The 26,112-nt window shown below is 63.0% G+C and carries 23 protein-coding genes; 8 read left to right on the forward strand and 15 right to left on the reverse strand.

Annotated elements, in window-relative coordinates:
- Both kynA and ACYG9Z_RS27660 read right to left on the reverse strand, forming a co-directional pair.
- Complete coding sequence (gene kynA / locus ACYG9Z_RS27655) at window positions 1-837, reverse strand: tryptophan 2,3-dioxygenase (protein WP_023748414.1); 837 nt, start codon at window positions 835-837, stop codon at window positions 1-3.
- A complete protein-coding gene (locus ACYG9Z_RS27660; protein ID WP_023752236.1) occupies window positions 834-2,459 on the reverse strand; it encodes an AMP-binding protein in 1,626 nt (541 codons plus the stop codon). The genes kynA and ACYG9Z_RS27660 overlap by 4 nt, the downstream gene beginning before the upstream one ends.
- Window positions 2,460-2,624: 165 nt before the next feature.
- Here ACYG9Z_RS27660 and ACYG9Z_RS27665 point away from each other — a divergent pair, with 165 nt between their 5' ends.
- Entirely contained in the window at window positions 2,625-3,455 is an 831-nt protein-coding gene (locus ACYG9Z_RS27665; protein ID WP_023752237.1) for an alpha/beta hydrolase, read from the forward strand.
- A 45-nt stretch (window positions 3,456-3,500) separates the two neighbouring features.
- Here the strand turns inward: ACYG9Z_RS27665 and ACYG9Z_RS27670 are convergent, their stop codons facing one another.
- From ACYG9Z_RS27670 to ACYG9Z_RS27690, 5 genes are read right to left on the reverse strand one after another with little or no spacing between them, the layout of a single operon-like run.
- A complete protein-coding gene (locus ACYG9Z_RS27670; protein ID WP_023671047.1) occupies window positions 3,501-4,706 on the reverse strand; it encodes a molybdopterin molybdotransferase MoeA in 1,206 nt (401 codons plus the stop codon).
- A complete protein-coding gene (moaC, locus tag ACYG9Z_RS27675; RefSeq protein WP_023671048.1) occupies window positions 4,707-5,189 on the reverse strand; it encodes a cyclic pyranopterin monophosphate synthase MoaC in 483 nt (160 codons plus the stop codon). It lies immediately after the preceding gene.
- A 2-nt stretch (window positions 5,190-5,191) separates the two neighbouring features.
- On the reverse strand, window positions 5,192-6,004 hold the full coding sequence (gene trpC, locus ACYG9Z_RS27680) for an indole-3-glycerol phosphate synthase TrpC (RefSeq protein WP_023671049.1): 813 nt from the start codon (window positions 6,002-6,004) through the stop codon (window positions 5,192-5,194).
- A 3-nt stretch (window positions 6,005-6,007) separates the two neighbouring features.
- Complete coding sequence (gene trpD / locus ACYG9Z_RS27685; RefSeq protein ID WP_023742433.1) at window positions 6,008-7,018, reverse strand: anthranilate phosphoribosyltransferase; 1,011 nt, start codon at window positions 7,016-7,018, stop codon at window positions 6,008-6,010.
- Between the two features lie 31 nt (window positions 7,019-7,049).
- Complete coding sequence (locus tag ACYG9Z_RS27690) at window positions 7,050-8,945, reverse strand: peptidylprolyl isomerase (RefSeq protein WP_023738725.1); 1,896 nt, start codon at window positions 8,943-8,945, stop codon at window positions 7,050-7,052.
- Window positions 8,946-9,092: 147 nt separating this feature from the next.
- Between ACYG9Z_RS27690 and tpiA the strand changes: the two genes are divergently transcribed.
- The 5 genes from tpiA to ACYG9Z_RS27715 all read left to right on the forward strand — a co-directional run bounded on the left by tpiA (window position 9,093) and on the right by ACYG9Z_RS27715 (window position 14,236).
- Window positions 9,093-9,863 carry a triose-phosphate isomerase gene (gene tpiA / locus ACYG9Z_RS27695; RefSeq protein WP_023671052.1) on the forward strand — a complete coding sequence of 257 codons (771 nt, stop codon included), beginning with the start codon at window positions 9,093-9,095 and terminating at the stop codon, window positions 9,861-9,863.
- Between the two features lie 196 nt (window positions 9,864-10,059).
- Window positions 10,060-10,563 (forward strand): preprotein translocase subunit SecG, encoded by a 504-nt coding sequence (secG, locus tag ACYG9Z_RS27700; RefSeq protein ID WP_023715810.1) that lies wholly within the window; start codon window positions 10,060-10,062, stop codon window positions 10,561-10,563.
- A 201-nt stretch (window positions 10,564-10,764) separates the two neighbouring features.
- Window positions 10,765-11,883 carry a L,D-transpeptidase gene (locus ACYG9Z_RS27705; protein ID WP_023752239.1) on the forward strand — a complete coding sequence of 373 codons (1,119 nt, stop codon included), beginning with the start codon at window positions 10,765-10,767 and terminating at the stop codon, window positions 11,881-11,883.
- A gap of 154 nt (window positions 11,884-12,037) precedes the next feature.
- Window positions 12,038-13,675: a CTP synthase gene (locus tag ACYG9Z_RS27710; RefSeq protein ID WP_081725397.1), complete on the forward strand. Its 1,638-nt coding sequence runs from the start codon at window positions 12,038-12,040 to the stop codon at window positions 13,673-13,675.
- A gap of 24 nt (window positions 13,676-13,699) precedes the next feature.
- On the forward strand, window positions 13,700-14,236 hold the full coding sequence (locus tag ACYG9Z_RS27715; RefSeq protein ID WP_023702848.1) for a DUF1697 domain-containing protein: 537 nt from the start codon (window positions 13,700-13,702) through the stop codon (window positions 14,234-14,236).
- Between the two features lie 95 nt (window positions 14,237-14,331).
- Here the strand turns inward: ACYG9Z_RS27715 and ACYG9Z_RS27720 are convergent, their stop codons facing one another.
- From ACYG9Z_RS27720 to ACYG9Z_RS27740, 5 genes are all read right to left on the reverse strand, one after another.
- Window positions 14,332-15,789 carry an NCS1 family nucleobase:cation symporter-1 gene (locus tag ACYG9Z_RS27720; protein WP_023693457.1) on the reverse strand — a complete coding sequence of 486 codons (1,458 nt, stop codon included), beginning with the start codon at window positions 15,787-15,789 and terminating at the stop codon, window positions 14,332-14,334.
- A gap of 200 nt (window positions 15,790-15,989) precedes the next feature.
- The gene (gene otsB, locus ACYG9Z_RS27725; protein WP_031244133.1) at window positions 15,990-16,778 is read right to left on the reverse strand and encodes a trehalose-phosphatase; all 789 of its coding nucleotides are present in this window, start codon (window positions 16,776-16,778) and stop codon (window positions 15,990-15,992) included.
- Window positions 16,775-18,556 (reverse strand): alpha,alpha-trehalose-phosphate synthase (UDP-forming), encoded by a 1,782-nt coding sequence (locus ACYG9Z_RS27730; protein WP_023752241.1) that lies wholly within the window; start codon window positions 18,554-18,556, stop codon window positions 16,775-16,777. The genes otsB and ACYG9Z_RS27730 overlap by 4 nt, the downstream gene beginning before the upstream one ends.
- A 144-nt stretch (window positions 18,557-18,700) precedes the next feature.
- Entirely contained in the window at window positions 18,701-20,863 is a 2,163-nt protein-coding gene (locus ACYG9Z_RS27735) for an amylo-alpha-1,6-glucosidase (RefSeq protein ID WP_023688553.1), read from the reverse strand.
- 43 nt (window positions 20,864-20,906) lie between these two features.
- A complete protein-coding gene (locus tag ACYG9Z_RS27740) occupies window positions 20,907-21,968 on the reverse strand; it encodes a glycosyltransferase family 4 protein (RefSeq protein WP_023752242.1) in 1,062 nt (353 codons plus the stop codon).
- A 189-nt stretch (window positions 21,969-22,157) separates the two neighbouring features.
- Between ACYG9Z_RS27740 and ACYG9Z_RS27745 the strand changes: the two genes are divergently transcribed.
- Complete coding sequence (locus ACYG9Z_RS27745; protein WP_023688551.1) at window positions 22,158-22,460, forward strand: DUF982 domain-containing protein; 303 nt, start codon at window positions 22,158-22,160, stop codon at window positions 22,458-22,460.
- A gap of 185 nt (window positions 22,461-22,645) precedes the next feature.
- Window positions 22,646-22,804: a hypothetical protein gene (locus ACYG9Z_RS27750; RefSeq protein ID WP_023752243.1), complete on the forward strand. Its 159-nt coding sequence runs from the start codon at window positions 22,646-22,648 to the stop codon at window positions 22,802-22,804.
- A 600-nt stretch (window positions 22,805-23,404) separates the two neighbouring features.
- On the opposite strand, the gene ACYG9Z_RS27755 is transcribed toward ACYG9Z_RS27750, so the two are convergent.
- The 3 genes from ACYG9Z_RS27755 to ACYG9Z_RS27765 form a co-directional block, all read right to left on the reverse strand.
- Window positions 23,405-23,605 (reverse strand): hypothetical protein, encoded by a 201-nt coding sequence (locus ACYG9Z_RS27755; protein ID WP_081725396.1) that lies wholly within the window; start codon window positions 23,603-23,605, stop codon window positions 23,405-23,407.
- A gap of 2 nt (window positions 23,606-23,607) precedes the next feature.
- The gene (locus ACYG9Z_RS27760; RefSeq protein WP_023682450.1) at window positions 23,608-23,793 is read right to left on the reverse strand and encodes a hypothetical protein; all 186 of its coding nucleotides are present in this window, start codon (window positions 23,791-23,793) and stop codon (window positions 23,608-23,610) included.
- Between the two features lie 655 nt (window positions 23,794-24,448).
- Window positions 24,449-25,963, reverse strand: a complete 1,515-nt coding sequence (locus ACYG9Z_RS27765) for a protein adenylyltransferase SelO (protein ID WP_023752244.1) — start codon at window positions 25,961-25,963, stop codon at window positions 24,449-24,451.
- Window positions 25,964-26,112: the final 149 nt, after the last annotated feature.

Genomic DNA, 26,112 nt, shown 5'->3' on the forward strand with positions numbered 1-26,112 from the left:
CTAGAGCCGGGTGCGGACCGTCCAGAGCTCCGGAAACAGCACAACCTCCAGCATCTTCTTCAGATAGGAGGCGCCTGAGGTGCCGCCCGTGCCGCGCTTCAAGCCGATGATGCGCTCGACCGTGGTGACGTGGTTGAAGCGCCAGCGGCGGAAGTAATCCTCGAAGTCGACCAGCTTCTCGGCCAGTTCGTAGAGCATCCAGTAGCGCTGCGGGTCGCGGTAGACGGTTTGCCAGGCAGCCAGCACGTCTTCGTTCTCGACGCGCGTCTCGCGCCAGTCCGTGCGCCCGGCATCGGCGCCGATGTCGAAGCCATTGCGCGCCAAAAGCAGAAGCGCCTCGTCGTACAGCGACGGCGTGGCCAGGATCGCTTCCAGCCTGTCCGTAAGATCGGGCCGGTGCTTGTGCGGCCCGAGCATGGCTAGGTTGCGGTTGCCGGCCATGAACTCGATAGCGCGGTACTGCCACGACTGGAAGCCCGAGGATTGGCCGAGCGCGTCGCGAAACTCGGTGTATTCGCTTGGCGTCATCGTGCGCAGCACGTCCCAGGCATTGTTGAGCTGCTCGAAGATGCGCGCGACGCGAGACAGCATCTTGAAGCTCGGTTCGAGGCGGTCGGCGCGGATAGAGCGGATCGCGGCGCCGATCTCGTGCAAAGCGAGCTTCATCCACAATTCCGATGTCTGATGCTGGATGATGAACAGCATCTCGTCATGGGCCGAAGACAGCGGCGCCTGCGCATCGAGCACCTTGTCCAGCTGCAGATAGTCGCTGTAGGACATCCGCTCCTTGAACGACATCTGCGCGCCATCGGACGCCGGATCGTGCGGCTTAATCAATTGCTCTTCTCCGCGCGCAACCGGAAGCGCTGGATCTTGCCGGTCTGGGTTTTGGGCAAGGCGTCGATGAACTTCACCGAACGCGGATATTTGTAGGGCGCGATCGTTGCCTTGACGTGGTCCTGCAGGCGTTTGACGGTCAATGCGTCCGGCGAAACACCTTGCACAAGCACGATATGCGCCTCGACGATCTGGCCGCGTTCACCGTCCTCGGCGCCGGTCACCGCGCATTCGGCGACGTCGGGATGCGAGAGCAGCGCCGCTTCGACCTCGGGGCCGGCGATGTTGTAGCCGGCGCTGACGATCATGTCGTCGGAACGCGCGGCGAAGTGGAAGAAGCCATCCTCGTCCTGCGTGAACGTATCGCCGGTGAGATTCCAGCCGTCGCGGACATAGTCCTTTTGCCTGGCATCGGCCATGTAGCGGCAGCCGGTCGGGCCGCGCACCGCCAGCCGGCCAGTAGAGCCGCGCGGCAACTCCCGCATCTCGTCATCGACGATGCGTGCCTGATAGCCGCCGACGGGTTTGCCGGTGGAGGCCGGCTTCATGTCGTCGAAGCGGTTGGAGATGAAGATATGCAGCATCTCGGTGGCGCCGATCCCATCGAGGATCGGCTTGCCGGTCTTCTCAGTCCATTCCTCGAAGACAGGCGCCGGCAGCGTCTCGCCCGCCGAAACCGCGACGCGCAGCGAGGACAAGTCAGCGCCTTGATCCATGGCCTTGAGCATGGCCCGATAGGCGGTTGGAGCGGTGAAGGAAATAGTCGCTTTGTAGGTCTCGATGATGTGGATCATGTTGGGTGGCGTCGCCTGTTCCAGCAGCGTCGCCGCGGCGCCGAAGCGCAGCGGGAAGATGGCGAGCCCGCCAAGACCGAAGGTAAAGGCAAGGGGCGGTGAGCCGACGAAGATGTCGTCGGGCGTCACCTCCAGGATTTCGCGGGCATAGGCGTCGGCGATGATCAGCAGGTCGCGGTGGAAATGCATCGTCGCCTTCGGCACGCCGGTGGTGCCGGAGGTGAAGCCGAGCAGGGCGACATCGTCGCGGCCGGTGTTGACGGCAGTGAAGGTGACCGGCTTGTCGAGGGCGGCGCGGTCGAGTTCCGCGTCATGGTTGGCCGTGCCGTCGAAGCCAATGACCTGCTTGAGATACGCACTGCCCTTGGCGCAGGCGGTCATCTCGTCCATCAGCCTTGTATCGCAAAGCGCAACCGTGATTTCCGCCTTGTCGACGATCTTGGTGAGTTCGCCGGCGCGCAGCATCGGCATGGTGTTGACGACCACCGCGCCAACCTTGGTGGCGGCCAGCCAGCAGGCCACCATGGCCGGGTTGTTGGCCGAGCGGATCAGCACCCGGTTGCCCGGCTTGACGCCATAATTCTCGACCAGGGCATGGGCGAGCCTGTTGGTCCAGTCGGACAGTTCCTTGTAGGTGCGGCGGCGGCCATTGCCGATCAGCGCGGTGTGGTCGCCGAACCCTTTTTCGACCAGCCTGTCGGTCAATTCGACGCCGGCATTTATGTGGTCGGGATAGTCGAAGCCGTCGAGCAAAAACTCCGGCCATTGCTCCGGCGGCGGCAGGTTGTCACGCGTGAATGTGTCGATATGCGCTGATGGCCCAAGCATTTTCGGCTGCCCCTGTCTGCCTCGCGCCCATGGCTGAACAAGGCGCAGGATCGCACCAGTCGAAATTTGTTTCAAGCCTAAAATGTTTTAGGTCGCAGCATTGACGCCGCCCTGTTCGGCGGCCATTCCTGTCGACTGAACTGAAGCCATCCGGGAGGGATGCAGATGCTCCAACATCGTGTTGCCGATTGGGACAATGCCTACGCCAACGGCGACAACATTGCCGGCAGCAATCGCTGGCCGGCCGCGTGGGACAGACCGGCACAGGCTTTTCGCGACACAATGTCGGCGTCCGGTCGGGCCAAGCTCGACATCGCCTATGGCGACAGCCCGCGCAACAGGCTCGATCTGTTCCTTCCCGATGTCATGCCCAAAGGACTCGTCGTCTTCATCCATGGCGGTTACTGGAAGGCGTTCGACAACAAGCCATGGTCGCATCTGGCCAACGGCGCGGTTGCCAATGGCTTTGCCGTGGCAATGCCGACTTACACGCTTTGTCCCGACATACGCATTTCCGGCATCGTTAGGGAAATCGCGGCGGCGATCGGCAAGGCGGCGACGATGGTCGGCGGGCCGGTGATCCTGACCGGGCATTCCGCCGGCGGCCATCTCGCCTCCAGGATGGTGACGACAACGACACCCCTGGCCGCCGATGTGGCGGGCCGCGTGCGCAATGTCGTCTCGATCTCCGGCGTCCATGACCTGCGGCCAATCATGCGGACGGGGATGAACGCGACACTGGCCATCGATGAAGCGGAAGCACTGGCCGAAAGCCCGGTTCTGCTGCGCCCCATGCAGGGCGCGCGCATCACCTGCTGGGCCGGCGGCGGCGAGCGGGCGGAGTTCCTGCGCCAGAATGCGCTGCTTGCCAACATCTGGATCGGCCTCGGCGCCACGACCAGCACAGTGGTCGAGCCGGACCGGCATCATTTCAGCATCGTCGACGGGCTTGCCGATCCGACACATCCGCTGACGCGGACATTGCTGGCGGAGTAACAACCAGTCTTATCTCTTGGAATTAACGGCTTGGATCCGCGACCTTCAGCGCAACATCAGAACGCTGCAAGCAGCGCCTGCTTCTGCCGCCGGAGCGAAGGGCTCGCGCACGATCAGGCCGTTGGCGTCGGCCAGCATTCTCAGCATCGAGGAATCCTGGATGCCGAATGGTGTCGCCACCAATGCGCCGGCTTCTTCCCGGACCACGGCGCGCACATAGTCTTGCCTTAGATCATTGGCCGGCATCGCGGCGCCAAGCTGAGCCTGGCGGATGTCCTGCCGGTGGGGACGGCCGCCGAGCTGCGCCAATAGCGGCTTCAGGAACAATTGCGAGCAGACCAGGCTCGCCACCGGATTGCCGGGCAGGCCGATGCACCTGATATCGCCCAGCCGCCCGAACATCAGCGGCTTGCCCGGGCGCATGGCGAGCTTCCAGAAGTCGAGGTTCATGCCTTCGCCGGTCAGCACGTCATGAACGAGATCATGGTCGCCGACCGAGGCGCCGCCGAGCGTGACGATGACGTCGGCTTTCGCATCGACCGCCTTTTTCACCAGCGCCGCGATCGCTTCCTTGCGATCGGCCGCTATACCGAGATCGAGCGCGCGAGCGCCGACCGACTGCGCCACAGCAGCGACGCCATAGGCGTTGGACGAGATGATCTGGGCGGGGCCAGGTTCGCTGCCCGGTGGCAGCAATTCGTCGCCGGTGGCGATGATGGCGACCAGCGGCCGTTGCACCACGTTCAACCGGGGATGATTGGCCGACGCCGCCAGCGACAATGCAGCCGGATCGAGCACGCGGCCTTTCTCCAGCAGCACGTCGCCTTGGGCAAAATCCAGTCCAAGGCGGCGGATGTTGCGGTTCTTCGCCGTCGGTTCGGTGACCTCGATCCGGCCACCGCCGAGATCGCGAACATTTTCCTGGATGACGATCGTGTCTGCGCCTTCAGGCAGCGGCGCGCCGGTGAAGACGCGCACGGCCTCGGATTTACCCACTGTGCCGTCAAAGCCTCGCCCTGCGGGCGCCATTCCGATCACCGAAAGCCGCGCCGGGGCCGACGCCACATCCTGCGCCCGTGCGGCATAGCCGTCCATGGCAGATGCATTGAAAGGCGGCTGGGTACGCAGCGCCACGACCGGCTCCGCCAGCACCCGGCCGGCCGCATCCGCCAGCGCGACCCTTTCACCGGGCAACGCCACAGCGCCGTCGAGTAGGCGTTGAAGCGCCTCGGCGACCGGAACCAGCGCCATTTACGAACCCGCCTTGTAGTCGCCGGACTTGCCGCCGGTCTTTTCCACCAGCTGTATACCGGAAATCACCATGGCGCGGTCGACCGCCTTGGCCATGTCGTAAATGGTCAGGCACGCGACAGATGCCGCGGTCAGCGCCTCCATCTCGACCCCGGTCTTGCCGGTGACGCGGGCGAGCGCGGTGACCCTAAGGCCGGGCAGCGTGGTGTCCGGTTCGATGTCGACCGACACCTTGGTCAAAAGCAGCGGATGGCAGAGCGGAATCAGCTCATGCGTCTTCTTGGCCGCCATGATGCCGGCAATGCGCGCGGTACCCAGCACATCGCCCTTCTTGGCGTCGCCGTCGAGGATCATCTTCAGGGTTTCGGCCCGCATCGAGACAAAGCCCTCGGCGACCGCCGTGCGCGTCGTCTCCGCCTTCTCGCCGACATCGACCATGTTGGCCTCGCCCTTGGCGCCGAGATGGGTGAGGGCGGCTGCCATCCTCAGATGGCCTCTGCTTTCGCCTTGCCTGTCAAAAGCAGCCGCGTTGCCGCAGCGACATCCTCTTGCCGCATCAGGCTCTCGCCGACGAGGAAGGTGCTGATGCCGGTCTTTTGCATCCTGAAGCAATCGTCGTGGGTGAAAATTCCGCTCTCGCTGACCAGCAATCGGCCGCCCGGCACCATCGATGCCAGCCGTTCCGAGGTCTCGAGGCTGGTCTCGAATGTTCTGAGATTGCGGTTGTTGATGCCGATCAGCTGCGACGAGAGTTTTACCGCGCGCTGCGTCTCGGCCTCGTCATGCACCTCGATCAGCGCGTCCATGCCGAGTTCGAACGCGGTCGCTTCCAATTCGCTCGCCAAGGCATCGTCGACGCTGGCCATGATGATCAGGATGGCATCGGCGCCCCATGCGCGAGCCTCGTAGACTTGATAAGGGTCGAACAGGAAATCCTTGCGCAGCGCGGGCAGGGACACTGCCTTCCGTGCACTGATGAGAAATTCCGGCGCGCCCTGGAAGGATGGCGCATCGGTCAGCACCGAAAGACAGGCGGCACCGCCTTTCTCATAGGCCTGCGCCAGTGCGGGCGGGTCGAAATCGGCGCGGATCAAGCCTTTGGATGGGCTTGCCTTTTTGATCTCGGCGATCAGGCCGAAGCTGCCCGATCTGCGCTTCGCCTCAAGCGCCCTCAGAAAGCCACGCGGTGCGTCGGCATCCTTGGCTCGCGCCTTGATCTCGGCCAACGGTATACGCGCCTTCGCCGCCGCGATCTCGTCCCGCTTGTAGGCCTCGATCTTGCGCAGAATGTCAGCCACGGCTCATCCGTTCGAAATCTCGACCAGCCTGTCGAGCACGCCCAGCGCCCGGCCGCTGTCAATGGCCTGTGTGGCCGCGGCCATGCCGTCGGCAAGCGTCGTCGCCTTGCCGGCCACCACCATGCCGGCGCCGCCGTTCATCAGCACCGTATCGCGATAGGCCCCGGCAGCACCTCTCAGCATGTCGCGCAACGCCGTGGCATTGTAGGCGGCGTCGCCGCCGCGCAACTCGTCCTTGGTGTGGCGCTGCAGGCCGACGGCTTCCGGGGTGAGCGTGAAATGGCGGATCTCGCCGCCGGCCAATTCCGCCACCTGCGTTTCGCCGGTGGTGGTGATTTCGTCATAGCCATCCCCATGGACCACCCAGGCATGCTCGGTGCCCAACGCCTTCAATGTCTCGGCCACCGGCACGATCCATTCCGGCAGGAACACGCCGACCATCTGCCTGCTGACGCCGGCCGGATTGGACAGCGGTCCGAGCAGGTTGAAGATGGTGCGCGTGCCGAGCTCGACGCGGGTCGGGCCGACATGCTTCATCGCCGGGTGGTGCGCCGGCGCGAACATGAAGCCGACGCCGGCCTCCTGGATGCAGCGGCCGATCACCTCTGGCGGGATATCGATCTTGACGCCGAGCGCGACCAGCACATCGGCGGCGCCCGTCAGCGACGACAGGCCGCGATTGCCGTGCTTGGCGACCGGCACGCCGCAGCCGGCAATGACGAAGGCCGAAGCGGTCGAGATGTTGACTGAATGCGAATTGTCGCCGCCCGTGCCGACAATGTCGATGGCGCCCTCAGGAGCTTCGACGCGCAGCATCTTGGCACGCATGGTAGCGACGGCGCCGGAAATCTCGCTCACGGTCTCCCCGCGCACGCGCAACGCCATCAGGAAGCCGCCGATCTGGCCCGGCGTCGCGTCGCCAGACATGATGATGTCGAAAGCTTCGCGCGCTTCCTCGAAGGTAAGCCCGGTTCCCGTGGCGACCTTGGCGATATGGGTCTTCAGGGCGCTCATTGGGCCAAGACGTTCATTGGGCTAAGGCCATTCATTGGGCGAGGGCTTGGGCAACGGCGGCCTGGTCGACGCTGACCGCGTACTGCGTCTGCAACTGCGCCACCAGCTGGTCGAGCAGATCGTCGGACATGCCTTGCGTGAAGGATTTTTGCGCATCGTCGGGTACCGAGCTGGCGTCGGCTCCGGCCGGCTCGAACACTTCGGCGACCTTGAACAGGATCTGGCCGTCGCCGGTGGGCGAGGGGATCAGCCCGGTGCCGCCTTCGCCGACGCCGAACATCGCAGCAGCACCCTCCTTGCCGAAATCGACATCGTCGGCCTCGCGCTTCACGCCGCGCTTGGTCTGCTTTTCAAGCTTCAGTTCGCCGGCGATGACGTCGAGTGTGGTGCCAGCCTTGAGGCGCTTGTCGAGTTCGTCTGCTTTCGCGGTCAGCCGCTTGGTCGTTTCCTCTGTCGTCCAGTCCGCCACCACGCGCTGGCGGACTTCGTCCAGCGTGCGGTCGCGAGCCGGCGTGATCGATGTCAGTTCATAGAACACGAAGCCGTTGTTAGGCGTGGTCAGGGCTTGATTCTCGGTGTTGGGCTCGGCTTCGAACACCGCCTTGATGAGGTCCGGCGATGCCGGCAGGTCCTTGATGATGGTGCCGTCCGGCTTGAGGCCGGTGCGGTCTATGGCCTCGACGGTGACGTCCTTGAGCTTGAGTTTGGCGGCGGCTTCGGCCAGCGTGCTGCCGGCGGCGCGGGTGTCTTCGTAATTGTCGTGCACGTCGAGCAGGATGCGGCTTGCTTCGCCAAGCGCCAGATCCTTGCGGATCTGGTCTGACACTTCCGCCAGCGGCTTCACCGTTTCCGGTTTGATCTCGGTAACGCGCAAAAGCACCGGACCGAACGCGCCCTGGACGACCGGGCTGACTTCGTTGACGGCAAGCGCGAATGCGGCATCGGCGACCGCCTTGTCGGTGATCTTATCCTTGGAGAGCGTGCCGAGCAGCGTGTCGGCCGGGGTCTTGCCCTGCGCGGTGACGATCTTGTCGAAAGTGGCGCCCGTCTTCAGCGAATCGGATGCCGCCTTGGCGGCGTCCGCGGAAGGAAACACCAGCTGTTCGATGGTGCGCATTTCCGGCGTGGTGTAGCGCCCCTTGTTCTTGTTGTAGTCGTCGCTGACCTGCTGGTCGGTCACGGCGCTGACATCCATGATGTCTTCGGGCTCGAGCCGAACATAGGAGAATTTGCGGTATTCTGGCGCCGCGTAGGTTTTCTTGTTGGCCTCGAAATAGGCCTGAAGCACGCTGTCGGATGGCGCCTCGATCGGCTCCACCAACGCCTTTGGCAAGATCAGATAGTCGATGGTGCGGTCTTCGCCGCGATAGAGCGCAACTGCCTTGAAGAAGGTGTCCGGAGCCTTGAGGCCGTCCGAAACCGCTTCGACGATCTGCTGGCGCACCGCCACCTGAGCCCGGTTCTTGAGATAATCCTCCGGCCGCATGCCCAGTTCGCGCAGCCGGGATTCGAACAGCCGGCGGTCGAACTGGCCATTCGGGCCCTGGAAGGCGGGTTCCTGCCGCGTTAGTTCGGCCAGCCTGTCCTTGGAGAAGCCAAGCCCGAGCTTGCGCGCCTGTTCGTCGAGGACGGCGCCGGACACCAACTGAGCCAGCACCTGGTTGTCGATGCCATAGGCCTTGGCCTGGTCGCGGCTGATGCGCTGGCCGATCTGCTGTTGCAGCATGGCGATCTGGCGATCGTAGGCGAGGCGGTACTCGGTGATCGACACGGTGGTGCTGCCGGCGGTGATCACCGCATGATGGCCGGCCAGGAAGCCGCCCGTCATCCGCGTGGTGACGCCCCAGGCAAGGAAACTCAACACCAGCAGCGACAGCAGGGCTTTCGCGACCCAGGTCCCTGCCGCGCTTCTCAATATACCAAGCATTGTTACTTCCGAGTTTTGCGCAGTTTTGCGTGCGCCCGAGTCTGAAACAAGCGCAATAGCGCCCTTCCGGCTCACTGTCGATTGCTTTGTGGCCTGATTTTGATAGGGAGGGCGAGACCCCAATGTCGCCCGGAGAACCAGATCCCCATGACGCCAGGAATTCGACCGCTCGTTGCCGGCAACTGGAAAATGAACGGCACCAGCGCTTCGCTGAACGAGCTCAGGATGATCGGCAACGGCTTCATGAGCGGGCTCGACGCAGAGACCGAAGCATTGGTCTGCGTGCCGGCGACCTTGCTGTCGCGCGCCGTCGAAATCCTGTCGCGCACGCCGGTGCGGGCCGGTGGCGAGGACTGCCACATCAAGGAAAGCGGCGCCTTCACCGGCTGTGTCTCAGCCGAGATGCTGAAGGATGCGGGCGCCAGCCACGTCATTGTCGGCCATTCCGAGTGCCGCGAACAGCGCAGCGAGGACGATGCCATCGTCCTCGCCAAGGCCTCGGCGGCGTGGCGGGCAGGGCTCGTCGCCATCATCTGCATCGGCGAGACCAAGGCCGAGCGCGAAGCGGGCACAGCACTCGACGTATTATCGCGGCAGGTCGCCGGCTCGGTGCCACCGAGCGCAACGCCCGCCAACACCGTTATCGCCTACGAGCCGGTATGGGCTATCGGCACCGGCCTGACGCCGACCGCCGAAGACGTGGCGGAGGCGCATGCACATATCCGCCAAAAACTGGCGGAAGCGCTCGGCGCAGCCGTGGCCGGCAAGATGCGCATCCTCTATGGCGGCTCGGTCAAGGCGTCCAACGCGGTCGAACTGCTGGGCGTCAAAAACGTCGATGGCGCGCTGGTTGGCGGCGCCAGCTTGAAGGCGTCCGACTTTCTCGCCATCGCCGAGGCATACCAGAATATCGCGTAGGCCCCGGAATCCCGTTGCCGACCAGTTCCGTCATCGACTTATGAACGCAGCAGTTCGGCGGAAATCGTTGCAAAGGGCGCATTGCTTCCCATATTCCGGCCACGGGCTTGGAAATGCCGTTAAAGCATTGTATGGAGCCGCCTCCAAATCACCGGCCCTGATCGCCAGGGAGCGGCAGGGCTTGCCAGGATAAAATATGGAAACCGTACTGATCGTCATCCACCTCATGGTCGTGCTCGCCCTTGTCGGCGTGGTGCTGCTGCAACGCTCCGAAGGCGGTGGTCTCGGCATTGGCGGCGGTTCCGGTTTCATGACCGCGCGTGGCGCCGCCAATGCGCTGACGCGGGCGACGGCGATCCTGGCCGCGGCCTTCTTCGTGACGTCGCTGACACTCTCGATCGTTGCCCGCTATGGCGAAAAACCGATCGACATTCTCGACCGCGTGCCGGCCGACAGCGGCAACGGCGTGCTCAATCAGTTGCCCGGCACGACGGCGCCGACGCCGCCTTCGGGCAACACCGCACCGGCCGCGCCCGCGGCCAACGGCGCCGCCACGACGCCGCCCGCGACGGCTCCCGCCACCACAGCCCCGGCGACGGCTCCATCTCCGGCGACGCCACCTGCAACCGACGATTCGGCTGCGCCGCCGGCTACCAATGGCGTTACCTTGCCGGTCACGCCGCAGGTTCCGAACCAGTAGTCGGTACGGTCAGATGCCGCGATCTGTTGTTGTTTCAACACAGTCGCGGCAAATGGCACACGATCACGAAGATTCGACCGCACCCCGTGCTTGAGGCCCGTACGCCACTTCCATTATAGATTGCCGGCGGCACTTTCTGCGCCCTTGGGGGGCGCCGGGCGACGCCGTGGGCAACAAGCATTGAACGATCGGATCTTCGCCATGCAGCTTCGCAGCTTCATTCTCATGGGGTTTTGTGCCGTATTCGGCATGAGCTCCACGGCCTTCGCCGGCACTCCGGCAATGACCTCACCGCAGGCGGTTGGCAAAACCGCTGTCATCAACGTCGCCGCCAAGAGCGATGCGACGCAGCTGAAGCTTCTCAAGAAGAAGAAAAACCCGAGCCCGGATGATCTGGCTCAGATCAGCAAGCTCGAAGACAAGATCGCCGCCGACAGGGATCTCGCCCGCGTCAAGGCGCTCGAGGCCCGCAAGGTGGCGATGCGCGATGCGGCGAAAGCCAGGGCCGACGCCCAGCGCCAGGCGTTCCTGGCCAGCAAGGGCAAGCCGGTGGTGATCGCTGACGCCAAGCCAGGCAAGAAGATCACCAAGATCATCGCTCCGGTTGACCCGATCGCGCCGGTCGAGCCGATCGAATCGGCCGAACCGCTTCCGGCCGAAGCGATGAATATCGCGCTGACCGGCAACAATGGCGAATTGCGCAGCGAGGCCCCGGGCCAGAAGCCGACGAGTGGCGGACTGTTCGCCGGCCTGTTCGGCGGCACGTCCTCTGCCTCGTCCATTGCCTATCTCCCCGAGACGCGCGCTCTCGACCAGGCTCTCGCCAAGCGGCAAGCCAAGAAGCAGTTCAAGGTGAAGCCGGAATTCGTGCCGCAGGACGTCGAATTCAGCGGCTATGAGCCGGGTACGATCGTCATCGATACCAGCGCGCGCCGCCTCTACCTCGTCGAATCGGCTTTCACCGCCCGCCGCTATGCGATCGCGGTCGGCCGCGAAGGCCTGCAGTTCAAGGGCAAGGTTGCCGTTGGCGACAAGCAGGAATGGCCGCGCTGGATCCCGACGCTCGACATGCAGAAGCGCGAACCCAAGCATTATGGCCAGTACAAGGACGGCATGCCCGGCGGCGGCCAGAACCCGCTCGGCGCCCGCGCCATCTATCTCTACGACGGCAAGAAGGACACGCATCTGCGCATCCACGGCACCATCGCGCCGCAGTCGATCGGAACCAGCGCTTCCAATGGCTGCTTCCGCATGATCAACGAGCACGTCATGGACCTCTACAGCCGCGTCAGGGTCGGCACCAAGGTCGTCATCATCTGACGCTTTCACAAACCTGCCGAAAGGGCCGGCTTTTGCCGGCCCTTTTGTTTTGACCAAAACACCAGTCTCGAACCTCGGGACTATCGCGCCTTCTCTGGAAAAAGCCTCAGCGGCGGTTTTTTCTCTGGCGGAATCAATTCGGCCGCGTTAAGCGATGACTCCCATGGCGCGATATGTATTCATCACAGGCGGCGTGGTTTCCTCACTTGGAAAAGGCATCGCTGCAGCGGCCCTTGGGGCTCTCTTGCAGGCGCGAGGCTATCGCGCACGCATCAAAAAGCTCGATCCCTATCTCAATGTCGATCCCGGAACGATGTCGCCTTACCAGCATGGCGAGGTTTTCGTCACCGATGACGGCGCCGAGACCGATCTCGATCTTGGCCATTACGAGCGCTTCACCGGCCGCTCGGCCAACCAGCAAGACAACATCACCACCGGCCGCATCTACAAGAACATCATCGAGCGCGAACGGCGCGGCGACTATCTCGGCGCCACCGTGCAGGTCATTCCGCATGTCACCGATGAGATCAAGAATTTCGTGCTCGACGGCAATGACGACTATGATTTCGTGCTGTGCGAGATCGGCGGTACGGTTGGCGATATCGAGGCGATGCCGTTTCTCGAGGCTATCCGCCAGCTCGGCAACGATCTGCCGCGCAACAACGCCGTCTATGTCCACCTGACCTTGATGCCTTACATCCCCACGGCCGGCGAGTTGAAGACCAAGCCGACCCAGCATTCGGTCAAGGAACTGCGCGGCATCGGCATCGCGCCCGATATCCTGCTGGTCCGCGCCGACCGCGCCATCCCCAAGGAAGAGCGCAGAAAACTGTCGCTGTTCTGCAATGTGCGCGAGAGCGCCGTCATCCAGGCGCTCGACGTGCCCCACATCTATGACGTGCCGATGGCTTACCACAAGGAAGGGCTCGATTCGGAAGTGCTGGCCGCCTTCGGTATCGATCCGGCGCCGAAGCCGCGCATGGAGCCCTGGCAGGCCGTGTCCAACCGCATCCACAATCCGGAAGGCGAGGTAACGATCGCCATTGTCGGCAAATACACCGGCCTCAAGGATGCCTACAAATCGCTGATCGAGGCTTTGTCGCATGGCGGCATGGCCAACCGCGTCAAGGTCAAGCTCGACTGGATCGAGAGCGAGATTTTCGAGAAGGAAGACCCGACGCCGTGGCTGGAAAAGGTGCATGGCATCCTGGTGCCCGGCGGCTTCGGCGAGCGCGGCTCGGAAGGCAAGATCCTGGCGGCGAAATTCGCCCGCGAGCGCAAGGTGCCGTATTTCGGCATCTGCTTCGGCATGCAGATGGCCTGCATCGAGGCAGCGCGCTCGCTGGCCGGCGTCGAACACGCCTCGTCGACCGAATTCGGTCCGACCGACGAGCCGGTCGTCGGCCTGATGACCGAATGGCTGAAAGGCAACATGCTGGAGAAGCGCCGCGAAACGGGCGATCTCGGCGGCACCATGCGGCTTGGCGCCTATCAGGCTGAACTCGCCAAGGGTTCGAAGATCGCCGACATCTATGGCGACACCCAGATTTCCGAGCGCCATCGCCACCGCTACGAGGTCAATATCGACTACAAGGAGCGGCTAGAAGATTGCGGCCTGGTGTTTGCCGGCATGTCGCCCGACGGTGTGCTGCCGGAAACCGTCGAATATCCCGACCATCCCTGGTTTATCGGCGTCCAGTACCATCCGGAGCTGAAGAGCCGGCCGCTTGAGCCGCATCCCCTGTTCGCCAGCTTCATCTCGGCCGCGGTGGACCAGTCGCGACTGGTCTAGGGCCACGGTGAGGTTTCGCAGCTGATGCAGACCTATGTTGCGCTGCTCTACAGCATTATCCTCGGCGAAGGCCGCCGGGTCGTCATGGCCGACCTCAAGGCGATGGCTGAACAGCTTGGGCTGAAGAACCCGCGCACCCTGGTGGCGACCGGCAATCTGGTCTTCGAGACACGGGCGACCGGCATCGCCAAGCTGGAACAGCGGCTGGAAACGGCCTTCGAAAAAACCTTCGGCCGCAACGTCGTCATCATCGTGCGCACTGCCGAGGATTGGCTGAAACTTGCCGCCGGCAACCCATTCCCGGCCGACTCTGCCGAGGCAGGCGATCAGGTGGCTGTGCGGGTGATGCGCAAGCCAGCGCCAGCGGATGGTGTGGCCGCGCTCCAGGCCTATGCCGCCGAGGACGAGAAGGTGGCTTCGGTCGATGGCGACATCTGGGTCGTCTTTTCGCGCGAGCGGCCAAGCTCGCGGCTGCTCGCTGCCATGAACCACAAGCGCATGGGCATCGGCACCGCACGCAACTGGAACACGGTGCGGAGATTGGCTGAGATGGTGGAGTAGGGAGTAGGGAGTAGGGAGTAGGGAGTAGGGAGTAGGGGTATTATTCCCTACTGACTACTGACTACTGACTACTGACTACTCCCTATCCCTCAATTTCACGCCTTCGCCGTCCTGGCCCCTGCGCCAAGGGCGGCGGTGCGAAGGACGTAGTAGATGACCCCTGCAATGCCGACGCCGAAAAACCAGCCATAAACGCCCCACCATGCCGGCAGCAAATTGGTGAAGTTCGGCAGGACCGAGGAGAAGATGGCGCCGATGCCGGCGGCTATGAAGGCGTTGATGTGCCAGCCGCCCTGGAAGCGGAACTCGCCATCTTCGCGGTACAGTGCCTCGACGTCGACCTCGCCCTTCCGGATCAGATAGTAGTCGACCATCATCACCCCGAAGATCGGCCCCATCGTCGCGCCGATGACGTTGACGAAAGACGCCGCACTGCCTTCCCACGGCGCGAAGGGATAGAGCACCAGCGCGATTACGGCCGCGATATAGCCGCCCTTCTTGAAGTCGATCTGCCGCGGAAAGACGTTGGAGAAGTCGAAGGCCGGCGAGACGAAGTTTGCCACCACATTGATGCCGAGCGTTGCCACGGCAAAAGTCAGGGCTGCAAGCGCTGCCAGGAACCAGCTGTCGAATTTCGCCGAGATCTGGTCGGGATGCAGAAGCACTTCGCCATAGACGTCGAAGGCAGCGATGGTGGTCACGCCGGCGACCAGCGAGAACAGGATGAGATTGATCGGCAGGCCCCAGATGTTGCCCTTGCGCAGCGATGCCTTGTCTGGGGCATAGCGGGCGAAATCGCAGAAATTGAGATAGAGCGCCGAGAAATAGGTGACCCAGATCGCGGCCACCGCAAACAGCGACGTCCAGGAGCCAGGGGTTCCGGGTACGCCGGCATCCTTTGTCTTGTCGAGCAGCACATCCATCGGGATGTCGCTGGTAAAGGCAAATCTCCCGGATTTTACACAGAGATAGATCGCCAGGATCAACATCATCACCCACACCGCCGGTCCGGCCCAATCCTGGAAGCGGCGCACCGTTTCCATGCCGTTCTGGATGATCAGCAATTGCAGTGCCCAGATGACCACAAAACAGATCACTTCCAGACCCGTATGGCCGAGGAAATGCGTGTTGGCGTTGAAATCGGCGAACCATTGCGAGCGGATCAGCAACGCCACGATCGCGCCCGATGCCGCTGCCGTCTGCGCGCCGTACCAGAAGCAGGCGACGATGGCGCGCACCAGGGCCGGAATGTTGGCGCCCCAGATGCCGAAGGACGCGCGCGCCAGCACGGGGTAGGGCACGCCGGTCTTCACGCCGGCATAGCCGACCATGTTCATCAGCGCGTAGATGATCAGCGAACCGATGCCGATGGCGATGATGAAATTGACGAAGCCGCCGCAAAACAGGAACAGGCTTGCGGCGAGATAATAGCCCCAGAGGCTGTGGACGTCCGACGTCCAGACGTTGAAGATCGAGAACGGCCCCCAGTTTCGGACTTTGGCCGGAGCCAGATCCTCATTGTATAGATCAGGTGATGCGCCTTGTATGGTCACTGCGATGTCCTCCCCTTGATGCCGCACGCGCCCTCACGCGTCGACTGCGCAGGTTATGCCTGACGCAGGGGAACCGGCAAGCAATCCATTTGCCGGCTTTGGCCTTAAAGATATTCAATGAGAACAGCGCTTATCGATCGGCTTTTGGCGAAGGTCGGCGCAATCGCGGCGATCTTGATTCGACCCGCAGACGGCAGGGATCAGGACGCTTTGCGGTTGAGGGCCGGTGATGCGTCGAAATTGGCGGCAAGCCAAGCTATCGCGCAGGTGACATCATCGAGCCTGTAGTGGGCCACGGTCGGCCCACGCGGCTTGACCCGGATCGAGATGCCGCCGGCCTCGTTGATCGCCTCGAAACCGTTTTCGTCGGCGGTGTCGTCGCCGAGAAAGACCGGCCGGCGTCCGGCAAAGGGCGGGATTGCCATGAAACGCCGCACGGCAGCGCCCTTGGCCGCTTCGAGCGGCATGAGTTCGACGCCGGCATTGCCCGGGATAACCCGATAGCCCTGGGGAAGCTCGGTCAAAGCCTGTTCGACAAGATGCGTTGCCCTGGCCAGCAGATGCGGCGCCGCACGCGTATGGATGGCGAGGATCGGACCCTTGCGCTCGATATGAACAAGGCCGTCATCCAGTTCGGCCTCGATGGCGTCGGCAAGGGCAGCTATATCGGCGGGAGCATCCGCGGTAACGACCGGGCCGTCCGGCGTCAGCCGGTGTTCCAGCCCATAGAGACCGGCAACACGCAGCTTCAACGGATGAAACAGGCGGTCGGCGCCTTCGACCGAGCGGCCGGTGATAAAGGCGACAGCGCCGTCCAGCCGTTTGTCGACGACGCCGAGGAGGTTGCGCAGTTCGTCGCTTACGGACACGGCGTCGGGGTGCGCCGCGTGCTCCAGCAACGTGCCGTCGATATCGAGGAAAAGCGCCCATTGTCCTTCCGGCAGGTCGGGTGCGGTTGGCAGGCCCGGTGCTTTTGACAGGCTATTCATGACGCCACCTTCCGCATGCGGTCGAACAGCGAGACGATGTTGGTGTCGGTGTTTGCGGGCCGCTCGGCGACACTTGTCGCTCTTTCGAGGTCGCCGCGTTTGCGCAGGCGCGCCGCATCGAGCAGCATGCTGCCGGCCCAGCGAAAGACATTGTTGTCGCGCACTATTTCGCGCATCGGGCGCATGCGCTCGCGTTGTTCGTCCGGTGACATGGTTAGCGCCTGCAGCAGCACCTGGCTCATCATCGCCGCGTCGTAAGGATTGACGATCAGTGCTTCCAGCAGTTCGCGCGACGCGCCGGCAAACGTGCTGAGCAACAGCACGCCCTGTTCGTCGTCCCGCGCGGCGACGAATTCCTTGGCTACGAGGTTCATGCCGTCATGCAGGCTGGTGACCATGCAGATGTCGGCGGCGCGATAGATCTCATAGACCTGTTGCTGCGAATGGTGCTCAGCCACCATGACCACGGGCTTGTAGCCGTCATGACCGTAGCGCTGGTTGAGCTCGTTGGCATAACGCAGGCATTCATCGTGCAATTGCTGGTACGCCGGCAGCGTGCCGCGGCTTGGGGCAGCAATCTGCAGGAACACTACCTTGCCGATCCACTCGGGGTGGCGCGTAAACAATTCGTCCAGCGCATGGAAGCGGTCGAGGATGCCCTTGGTGTAGTCCAGGCGCTCGACGCCGACGCACAGCTTGACGTCCGCCGACAGGCCGAACCGCTCACGCAGGCGGGCGCGGCTTTCCTCGACCGGTGGCAGTTTGGCCAGGAGTTCGGCCGGCCATTCGATGGAGATGGGATAGGCGTGCACCAGTGTCGTCCGCCCGCCATACGAGATCGCGGCGTCGGCGCGCTCGATGCGGCTTTCCAGGAACCGGTCTACGCTTTCAGTGAAATTATTGGCATGAAACTGGGTGTGAAAGCCGATGATCGAGCTCCCGAGCAGTCCATCAAGAACGCGTTCGCGCCATGGGCAGATGCTGAACACTTCGGAGTTCGGCCACGGGATGTGCCAGAAGGTGATGATGATCGCCTCCGGCAGGCGCTCGCGGATCATGCGCGGCAGGAGCGCGAAATGGTAATCCTGAACCAGCACGATCGGCCGCTCATTGCGCGCCTCGGCAACCACCATATCGGCGAATTTGCGGTTGACGGCCTCATAGGCCTCCCAGTCCGAGGCACGGAAGACCGGCCGGGTGAAGGCGATATGGCAGAGCGGCCAAAGTCCTTCATTGGCAAAGCCGAGATAGTAGCCCTGATATTCGTCGTCGCTCAGCCACACGCGGCGCAGCGTATAGGACGGACTGTCCGGCGGCACCTGAACCCGATCGTTGCTATCGACCGTCAGACGATCCGCCGTTCCGCCGCCATAGGCGATCCAGGTGCCGCTGCAGGCGCGGGTGATAGGCTCAAGCGCCGACACTAGGCCGCTGGCCGGCACCAGAAGCTCGACGCCGTCGTCCTTGATGTTGTGGATATAGGGTTCTCGGTTCGAGACGACGATGACCTGCGCGTCCGGCAGGTCGTCGGCAAGTATCTTGCGCAAGGTGTCGGGCGACCAGTTCACCAGCGCCGCGTCGGGAGATTGTCCATTCTTCTCGAACTCCCGCAAAACCTTGCGCGTCGCTTCCGATGCGACGTCCTCGCCGGCAGTCGGTGCAACCGTCAAGCTATGGCTACGACGTTGCCTGGAGATCGATAACAGAACGGCTAGAATCGAAAGGCCAAGGCTTGCAAGGATCAAGACCCAGAGCAGGGCCATGCCATAATCAGTCATTCCAATTCCAACTCAATTTTGGCCGTCAGGGCCTTTTTCTTCATGGTTCCATTCGAGTGTTCGCAGCCGACGATCGCCCGTGAGAACCTGTGTTTTTTGCAACGCACAAACCTTGGGATCGGTTCCCGTTGAAAGCCGTTCCGATCATGTCCGCACGATCAGCGGAACCAGTCCCTCATGGCGGTCGGCGAGAAAGGCGACGACGCGGTCGCCGACGCGCTGGAAGGTAAGATCGACCCTCTTTTCGCCGACACCCAGATGCCTGAGCGTCAGCGTATCGATGCCGATCGGCAAACGGGGTCGGGTCACATGGATTTCGCCGTTCCAGCCGTCGATTTCCAGACCGAGGCACGCCTGCATCAGCATGAAGGCCGAGCCTGCCGACCAGGCTTGCGGCAGGCAGGCGACGGGGTAGGCGATCGGTGCTTCACCCGGCGAGCGGGTAAAGCCGCAGAACAGTTCCGGCAGCCGCATGTTGAAATGCACGGCGGATTCGAACGTGCCGCTCATCAGCCGCACCACGCTGTCACGCTCGCCGAACCGCGCCAGGCCGGCGCCGCACATCGCCGTGTCATGCGGCCAGATGGAACCATTGTGGTACGACATCGGGTTGAACAGCACAGCATCGTCGGAAAGCGTTCGCACCCCCCAGCCGGAGTGGAAGGAAGCCGAAAGCAACTGGTCGGCGACCATCTTAGCCCGCGCCGGTTCGGGCAGGCCGACATAGAGCAGGTGTCCGGCATTCGACGTGCGCACCTTGCACGGCTCGCCGGCGCCGTCGATCGCCAGCGCATAGAAGCCGAGATCATCCAGCCAGAAATCACGCTCGACGGCGATCCGCATCTCTTCGGCGCGATTTTCCCAGTGCTCGGCCTGCGCGAACTCGCCCCGGCGGCGGGCGAGAGCGGCAAGGCCCCTGAAGGCGGCGAAGACATAACCCTGCACTTCGACCAGCGCGATCGGCCCCTTGGGAATGCGGCCGTCGGCGTGGAAGACCGAGTCGAAGCTGTCCTTCCAGCCCTGGTTCGCAAGGCCGGATTCGGCGGCGCGCTGATAGGTGACGAAGCCGGTTGCGCGGCTCGCCTCTTCCGTCCACTTGGCGGCGGCGCAGAGAGACGGCCACAGGCTGGCGATGAAGTCCATGTCGCCGGTGCGCTCGGCATAGGCGCAAGCGAGGTGGATGTAGAGCGGCGTGGTATCGACGCCGCCATAGTAGCGGCCGAAGGGTAGCTCCTGCAGCGCCACCATCTCGCCCTTGCGCGTTTCGTGCATGATCTTGCCGGGCTGCGAGTCGCTGAAAGGCGATGTCTCGGTCGCCTGGTGCTGGGCGAGGAAGGCAAGCACGCCGCGCGCCAGGCCGGGGTTGAGCCATAGCATCTGCAGCGCCGAGATGACGCCGTCACGGCCGAAGGCCGTCGAAAACCAGGGGATGCCGGCATAGGGGTAGGGGCCGGTCGACAGCTCGGTGGTCAGCAAGGCGACATCGGCGCGAGCGCGTTCGACCCAATCGTTGAAGACGCGGCCCGAACTGTGCACCGTCGCTCCATGGCGGCGCTTGGCCCGCATGCCGAAACGGGCGCGCGCCGCGGCCGCCCGGAAGCGGTCGCGGTCGGGCGTTTCGGTCAGTTCCGCGCCGACCTCGACGTAAAGCATCTTGCTGCTGCGCTTGGTCACTGCGATGAGGAAATCCGCGCGCTCGGCGCTCAGCTGGTCCGGCGGCTGCGAGAACGAGATCGCAGACACCCGCGCCAGCCCGTCCAGTCCGTCATAGCGCAGCAGCACCGAGGCAGGCTCGATCTCCGCTGCATGCGCCATTCCGCGCTTCGGCCGGGTCGAACCGCGGACCTCGAACATGTCCCGGAAATCGGCGGCAAAATGCAGCGAGACGCGGATTGCCGAATGCTCCTGGCTGTAGTTGGAAAGGGTGATGCGCTCGAACAGCCGGTCCTGCCACAACAGCCTGACGCGCTCGATATGGATGGCGCCCTGCGGGATGTCGCGGCCACCGACGCTTTGCATCGGCAAATTGGTCATATTGCTGGTGAACAGCACATTGTCCTGGCTGAGCGAGGCGCCGAGCAGCGATGTCTGCCGGCCGCCGACGGTGAGCCTGAACTCCGACAGCACCCGGGTGTCGTCACGGAAGAAACCGTCGCCCGCACCCCTGATATCGCCGTAGGCATCGGCCACGGCAAAACAGTCGCCTTGCTTCAGGGCAAACAGCCGGTGCGGCTCGCGCGGCGCGGTTTCGTCCAGGGAGGCAAGGGCCACGGCAGGGTCGAGCTTGCGCTCGTCAAGTTCGGTCATCAGTCACAAATCTCTGTTTCGGGCTCGGAACGTCCGCCGTCGTTCACGACGCTTTCGATTCAGCCGGGGCGCCGATGAGACGCGCATAGGCAGTGAGATAGTCGCGCGCCATCCTGTTGGCGGAGAACCGACTTTCGAAGACGGCGCGCACCTTTCGCCGGTCGAGTTGCAGCAAGGCCGGCACCGCGGCGACCGCGGCGTCGAGAGAATCGACGACAAATCCGGTAACGCCATGGTCGATGACTTCCGGCAACGCACCGCAGTTCCAGCCGATGGTTGGCGTACCGCACGCCATCGCCTCGATCGCGGCAAGGCCGAACGGCTCGGGCCAGTCTATCGGAAACAGCAGACCAGCGGCATTGCCGAGGAATTCAGTCTTCTCACTCTCGGCGATCTCGCCGACATAGTCGATGCGGTCGCCATCGATCAACGGCTCGATCGTCTCATGGAAATAGGCGCGATCATCGTCGCCGATCTTGGCCGCCAGCTTGAGCTTCATGCCCGAGCGCAAGGCGATGTCGATGGCCCGGTCCGGCCGCTTGTCGCGCGAAAGCCGGCCGAGAAAGGCAAGGTATGGTTCGCCCGCCGCCGTCTCGAAGGTCGGCTGATAGAGACCCGTCGGCAGCCCGTGATGGATGGTGGCCAGCCAATTGGCATTCGCAAGCCCGGTCTTCTGGCTATGCGAGATCGAGATCAGCGGAAAGCGCGGAAAACGCTCATAGGTTGGCGCCAGATCGACATAATCGAGCCGGCCATGAGGCGTCGTCACCGTCTTGTCCGGCATGGTCTCGAAGAACGAGAAATGGAGGAAATGGCTGAGATGAAAATGAATGATATCAAAGTCGTGGGCTCGGTTCCTCACATCGGCAAGCATCGCAAGATGCGCCGCCGTGTCCGATTTCAGCGGGCGCGGATCGAGGCGTAGCGCGCGTTCGCGACCTGGTATCAGTCTGGCCGACGTCCGGCTGTCGCCGCTGGCGAACAGCGTCACCTCATGGCCGAGTTCGACCAGCCCTTCGGTCAGATAGGAAACGATGCGCTCGGTGCCGCCATAGAGAAGGGGTGGCACCGATTCGTGCAAAGGGGCGACATGGGCTATGCGCATGGTTTGAACGTGTCCCTCAAGGCAATCACGAGAGCGAAATGCATCAGCCGGCCTAACGTTCCGGACAAAAGCGGGCGTCGGCAACCCAAGCCCACCAGCGCAGATTTTTTTGCAATAAGCGGAACAAACGCGCCGTCCGCGAATTTAGTAGGGTTGGTTCGCGCTGCGGCCGACCAGGGAGAGAACAAAATGGACCGCTTGCATTTCTTTACGCCCGTGCGCATTGCGCGCGGGCAGGGACACCCCGTCGAGGAAGTCGATAGCGTTGCCGAAGCGATGGTCTTTTTGCAGAAATGGCCATTGGGACGGCGTGGGCCTGTGTATCAGTGCGCCGTGAATTGCTGCTCCGCGGCCCTGTCGGGCAGAATGTCGGCCGAAGCAGCCAGGAAGGCGTTTACGGGCTTTGCCCGCATCACCCGGCTGCTCGATGATGACATGGCCCTGCCGATGGGCGGCGAAAGCATGGCGGAAGTCCACGCGCTGAGGCGCTAGGCGCGGGTCCAGCCATTTGGCTATTGAACACCCGGGCTTTGGCGGCGCGGGCATCATCTTTTTCGCACCGGAGTATTCCGGCGCGGCCCTTCACCTCATGGGCTACACTGTGCTTTCATGCGGCGTTTCGCATCACCGGTGGGTGACGACCATTGACGGGCGGTCCGAACGTGGAGGGGTAGACAATGCCGAAACTGATCCTGGGAACACTCGGCGCTATCGTCATCGCCCTCATCTGGGCGGTCTTTGCCAGTTTGATGGGCGCGCCATCGATCGTGATCACGGTCGGCGCGGTCGCCATTGGGGCCGGCGTCTACACCTACGTCGACCGACGCTCGATTTGACGCGTCCCCGGTCTGCCGCGCGCTCGACCAATTGCACGCCGGTGTTTGACGCGCGCGGCAGCCGCGGCGGGCATTCTTCAAAGATGAGCTTGCTGGCCGAATAGAGAGCCAAGGCGCAGACAGGGCGCCACACGTCGGACGGGGCTCCGCGAGAACTTGGGAGAGATCGTCAAAGATCTTTCAATCCGGCCAATGTAGATCGAAACGGCGAATCTGTGGATTTCCGGTGGAACATCGTCGCCTTGAAACACTTCGGGCGTTGCACTGCCCCATCAGTGCACGTTCCCTTGTTCTGTTGGAACTGGCCGGCTGCCGAAAGGTGGCCGGCTTTTTTGTATATTAGCGGAACCTGAAATTACGGGGCTTGTTCTGGATGCGGCAGCGAGCCCCTCGCTGCTGGTCGAGGGCCGTAACCCTTGGCCGGGCCCGCATCGCTCCGCCAGTGGTGCGGGCCCACGGCCTCCGGTTTTTCCGGGCGTCTGGACTCGCCGATCCTTACCCTGGTCCGGCTAATGCATGTCACTCAAAAAATGGCTCGGTTGTGGACAACGACATGCACACGCGGCGCGCTTTAGCACAATCATTCACAAAGCCGTGGGTTCAACTGTTGCTACCCTTCTTGGCTGGATTGTGCGAATGATGACTGTCCTTTTCACCACCACCCCCTGAAACTCGGCTTTTGGATCGACGGTCTTCATCCGCCGGGGGTTTGTTGACCTGCAGGGGTTTTCTGGCGTTCTCGTGCGATGCGCCTGGCCCGCCCTGCCGGATCGTGTTCGGGTGTTTCTTCGATGTGGACATGATCACCGATCCTGCTGACGGCCCTGATGAGTGGTGTTGACCTTGGTGTTGGCTTGCTGCCCTTGGCGCTCCGGATCCGGCGCTCCGTGAGTGCCGTGCTGGGCATCATCGTGGCTAATCTGTCGCCCTTCTCCTCGACCCTTCTGGCTCTGGTTCTCAGGCGGCACGGGCGGCATTTTGCTCGACATCTGCATCTCCTTGGGTTGGTCTCGTGACTCCAAACCGTGATCGTGGGGGGAAGTTCCGTCTGCTTCATCAGCACCTGTGCTTTTCGGTGCCGACGGTGACTCCCAACAGCGGCCCGCGTTGCTGGTCGAGGACAGGCAATCTCTCGGCGGGCCGCGTCGCCCGCCAGTGGTGCGGGCCTGCAATATAAATCCTAAGCTAGTTTATTGCGAGCTTCCGGCGACTTGCGTAGCGGGCCACAGTGGCTTTCAGGAGAGCAGCGTGTTGTATCCGGTCGATTTGGAGCGACCGAAATACAGTGCTTGACCACGTTGCTGACATGATCGGTGACGAGCGCGGTGTCGCGCCTGGATCGCGGCAGCAGCCTCTGGTCCGATCTGCCCGCAGCTGGTGGCAGCTAAAACGACGTCAAAAGACCTAAGTCTCTTTGATCGCCCTCGCTGCTCGCACGAGCGATGACCAGTCAGCTCCCATGGCTGCGACAAGGTCTCGAGCATCTTCGTCTGATATTCCGGTACGGTCTACGAGCTTCCGTGCCGGCAATTCGAATGCCAATTCTATGATCGTCATAGCTCAGCCCTTACGAGAGTGCCCGTGATGATAGCTTGCAAATGGGTCTTCCGCATTTGCACATGTTAAGCGACCATCACGAATGTCTCATGTACCGCAGAATGTCTGCAGGACGCGCTCATCCGGGCGTGGCGGCTCAGCAAAGCGTTCCATTCCCGGCTGCTCATCGAAGGGACGGCTGACGACCGCCAGGATCTCCTCGAACGGTCTGAAGTCGCCGCCCAACGCCGCCTGGATCATCGCCTCGATGCGATGATTGCGGGGGATGAATTTGGGATTGACCGATTGCATGGCAGAACGGCGCGTGGCCGTGTCGGCTGCTTCGCTTGCAATGCGCTGGCGCCACCGCGCCGACCAGGCATCGAATGAGCCTGGATCCTTAAACAACTGCCGCGCCGTGCCTTGGCCGTCCGCAGCGTCGAGGTCATCGCCCAGGCGCCGAAAGCCGAGCGTAAAGTCCGCTTCGCCGTGAGCCAGCACGTCCAGAAAGTCGGCAGCGAGCTGCAAGTCGCCTTCCGCTTCGGTCAGCAGTCCGAGTTTTGTGCGGAAGCCGCGCTGCAACACAGCCTCATAGGAGGCCTGGAACGACCTCAGCACCTCTTCCGCTTCAGACACTGCTTCATTCTCGTCCGTGCTCATGAGCGGCAGCAGGGTCTCTGCAAAGCGCGCAAGGTTCCACGTGGCGACACGAGGCTGGTTGGCATAGGCATAGCGGCCGGCGCGGTCTATCGAACTGAACACCGCGCTGGGGTCATAGGCGTCCATAAAGGCGCATGGGCCATAGTCGATCGTCTCGCCCGAGATCGACATATTGTCGGTGTTCATGACGCCATGGATGAAGCCGACCAGCATCCAGCGCGCCACCAGGTCCGCCTGTGCGGCGACAACGGCCTCCAGCAAAGCCCGGTACGGCCGTGCTTCCCCCGCCAGCTGTGGGAAGTGACGCTGAATGGCATAGTCGGCCAGTATCTTGAGCGCCTCGGTGTCGTGGCGCGCGGCGAAATATTGGAACGTGCCGATCCTGATATGGCTTGCCGCCACCCGTGTCAGGACGGCGCCGGGCAGCCGGACCTCGCGATAGACCGGGTCGCCGGTGAGCACCGCCGCAAGGCTTCGCGTCGTCGGAATGCCGAGCGCCGCCATCGCTTCGCTGACGACATATTCGCGCAGGACAGGGCCGAGGGCGGCGCGGCCGTCGCCGTTGCGCGAGAACCGCGTGGGTCCCGATCCCTTCAGCTGGATGTCACGGCGAATGCCGTTGACGTCCACCACTTCGCCAAGCAGCAGGGCGCGCCCGTCGCCAAGCTGAGGCACGAAGTTTCCGAACTGGTGGCCCGCATAGGCCAGGGCGATTGCTTGCAAGCCTTCCGGAAATCTGTTGCCGGCAAGCATCGCCACTCCATCCGGGCTGGTAAGCTGGTCGGCATCGAGCCCGAGTTCCTCCGCGAGGTGCCGGTTGAACCGGATCAGCCGCGGTTCGGACACCGGCTTCGGATGTGTTTGCGCGAAGAAGCGCTCCGGCAATTGCGCATAGCTGTTGCTCAGGGCGGGAAGCCCCGTCTGAATGACCGGGGGTTGTTCAGCAGTCGCAGGTGACGTCATGACGAGCTGTCTCTGAAGAGGAGGGGTTCAACAGATCCCGTTTCGAGGAGCCTGTGTTCATTTGTTCATATAGGGACGCAACGTCGTTGGTGCCATCCGGATCCATCAGGCCGGCACCGGATACAAGCTGGGAACCACCCGCCTCAACT

The sequence above is a fragment of the Mesorhizobium sp. RSR380A genome, from assembly GCF_054719385.1.